1 pseudogene is annotated in these 3317 nt (G+C 54.8%); it reads right to left on the bottom strand.

The features are described 5' to 3' along the window. Positions 1 to 3317: pseudogene (locus DWV16_RS18660) on the bottom strand (helicase SNF2); the annotation flags it as partial.

The raw sequence follows: 3317 nt of genomic DNA on the forward strand, positions 1-3317 counted from the left end.
GCCTTGCGCTCCAGCTTTCCGTCCTCGTCGATAACTTCCAGCGCACAGAGCAGGTAATAAGAAGAATCATCTGCATAGGCCAGCCGATTTGCACGGTCGTTGATGAGACCGTATCTGGCAGAAAAGCTATCATAGAGCCGGTTCAGTTCCGCCTGTTTTTGGGTAATGGTGCTGTCTGGAACCGCTGCATCCATCTGAAGGTCGATCAGTTCCTGCACACAATCACGCAGTCCCACAAGACCTTTCACGCGGGCTTCGGCGGTGGCGTTGAGGTCAGGGCGCACCATGCGGCTGTTTTCCCGATAGTACACCTGCCCGTCTACAATGGCATAGGAATAGTTCTTCACATTTGGGTCGGCAGGAATGGAGGTGTCAATGGCTTCGCCTTCGCCCAGCTCCGGCAGCTCTGCCTCCTGATAAGTGCCATGAATGTACTTCACAGCATCATGCAGCTGGTCGGAAAGCTCCAGTCCCTCGATAGGGTTCACGGTGTAATCCATACCATGAGCAGTGCTTACCGGCTCCTGTCTGCCCAGCACCATTTCCGGGTGGTCGATAAAATACCGGTTGATGGCAAACCCATCCTCCGTTTGTCCGGTCTGAGTCCATTCCGGCACGATGTCCAGCGGACGGTCACGCTTTTGGAGAAAGATGATGTCCGATACCACCTCGGCACCGGCATTCTTTTTGAACGCGTCATTAGGCAGACGGATCGCTCCCAGCAGCTCGGCACGCTGGGCAAGATAGCGGCGCACGGTGGAATCCTTGGCGTCCATGGTATAGCGGGAGGTCACAAAAGCTACCACACCGCCGGGACGCACCTGATCCAGTGCTTTGGCGAAAAAGTAATTATGAATGTTGAAATTCAGCTTGTTGTAGGCTTTGTCATTGACCTGATACTGACCAAAAGGCACATTGCCGATGGCAAGGTCAAAGAAGTCACGCCTGTCAGTGGTCTCAAAGCCGCCTACTGTGATGTCCGCCTTGGGATAGAGTTGCTTTGCGATGCGCCCGGAAATCGGGTCCAGCTCCACACCGTATAGACGGCTGTTTCTCATTTCCTCCGGCAGCATACCGAAGAAGTTGCCCACACCCATAGATGGCTCCAAAATATTTCCGGTTTCAAAGCCCATGCGCCCCACCGCTTCATAGATTGCCTGGATAACCGTAGGGCTGGTGTAATGGGCATTGAGGGTAGAGCTTCTGGCGGCGGCATATTCCTCCGGGGTCAGCAGCTCTTTCAGCTGGGCATACTCTAAAGCCCATGCCGGTTTTTCCGGGTCAAACGCATCAGAGAGACCGCCCCAGCCCACATATCGAGAAAGAACCTCCTGCTGTTCGGGGCTTGCCTGCTGTCCGGCAGCTTCCAGCTCTTTCAGCAAACGAATCGCATTGACATTTGCCTGGAACTTGGCTTTCGGACCGCCTTCGCCCAAATGCTCATCGGTAATGCGGAAGTTTTTTGCATTGCGGCGCAGGTTAGCCTTGTATTCCTCATAGGAGGCTTCCTCGGCAGCTTTGGCATTGGGGAAGGTCTGCCACTGGCCATTGACCTGAATGGAAACCGGGTGTTCGTCCAGCACTTCCTCAAAAGTTTTCTCCGGCTCTGTCACAGGCGCTGGTGGCTCCGGCTCCTCGATATGCAGCCGTTCCACCACCACATCATAAGGCAGCTTGTTCTTATCGCCCGGATAGACGGCCACGGTCTCGGAATGGAAGGTCGGGGATTCGGCAGCCGGTTGGGGCTGTTCCTGTCCAAAACCGTCCTGCTGACGGGCATACATCCCGCGCAGCAAAGGTGCAACCTCATCCCAGCGGAAATACAGCATAGCCAGACGCTTTTCCTCTGCGTCCAGGACTTCCAGTTCTATGCCCTGTACCGTGGTACGGTAATCGGCAATATCGCCGTTCTCCAGATTCAGTGTCTCGATCTCACCGGAATAGGCTCTGCTCAGCCAGTAGGCGATCTCGCTGTTGCTCCTGCCGGATTGCAGCAGCGTGGAAATCTGCTTTTTATCCGCTTCATCCATCAGTCCATGAGCCAATACATCCCGCAAGTCCTGATCTGCCTTGTCCGGGGCAATAGGAAGAAACTCGGTATAGTAAGCATTGCGCCGGTCTGCCCGAAGCAGCTGCTCGAACTGTTCTTTGCGCTCTGCCCGGTAGATGGGATATACCATGCCGGTAGGCAGAAGCTGCACGGTGTCATCCCGTAGCTCGGTGATCTGATAGGCGTCATCCTCGATATACACGGTATCGCCCACGGCATAAACCGGGGCGGCAGGATCATAGGAGGTTCTTTGCGGAGTCGGGCGGCGAACTGCATCATATTCCTCATCGGAAATGGAAACCTCGGAAGTCTGTTCTGTCTCGGCAGCTGCGATCTGCTCGGCATCCGACATCACCTGTTGGATAAACGGGTCATTGTCCAGTTTTTCCGGGTCTGCCACCTGTCCGTTGACGATCCCTCTTTCCTCCAGGGCTTCCCGGATGGCGATAGGGTCGATATTGTCAAAACGATCCTGTTCTTCTTCGGTATAGAACCGGTCCTCCTGAATCAGCTGGGCAAGCCTGCGCTGTACCTTCGGCCAGGGCAGCTGTGTTTCCTCCGGGCTTCCGGCACGGACAACGAACGGGCTGTTGCTGCCACCGTATTCCTGAGCCAGCCATGCAGCGGTATCCTTCTCTCTTGCATGGTCTTTCATATAACGGACGACAGCGTGTTTACTCTCGATATTGCCGTTCCATGCACAAAGGGCAGTATCAATATCTTCCTGAGAAAGAGGGCGCAGAAGCTCATGGAGCTTTGGATAGGTTTCGTCGATCACTTCCCGGTGCAGGCGCTGGCGGAACTCCGGCACATCAGAATAAAGGCGGATCAGCTCCATATCCTTAGAGCCAAGAACCGCACGGCGCACAGCGGCATTGCCCTCGATGACAGCATTTTCACGGTCGGAATGACCGCAGGCATTTCGATATGCCACATCCTCAGATATGGCGGCAGTCACCACAGGCTTATACTGCTCAAACTGCTCCCGAAGGGTAGGCTTTGGCGTTTCTTCCTCTATCTCCGGCTGCTGGGCATGAATGGCATCTTCTTCTGCCAGATCCTTTTCAGCCTGGATCTTGTCATACTGCGCTTGTTCCTGTTCGGTAAGATAGCGGCCTTTCCGGACAAGAGAGGTAATGCGCTTGGCAACCTTTTCCCAGTTCAAGTGAACATCCGGGCAGTCCTGCTTTTTATAGTGCAGTCCTTTCCCATCGTGATCTTCGCCGCTGTGTGTTGCGCCGGACAGGGCATGAGAGCGTCCGCCAAT

The sequence above is a fragment of the Anaerotruncus sp. AF02-27 genome, from assembly GCF_003465835.1.
In the GTDB taxonomy this organism is placed as follows: domain Bacteria; phylum Bacillota; class Clostridia; order Oscillospirales; family Ruminococcaceae; genus Anaerotruncus; species Anaerotruncus rubiinfantis.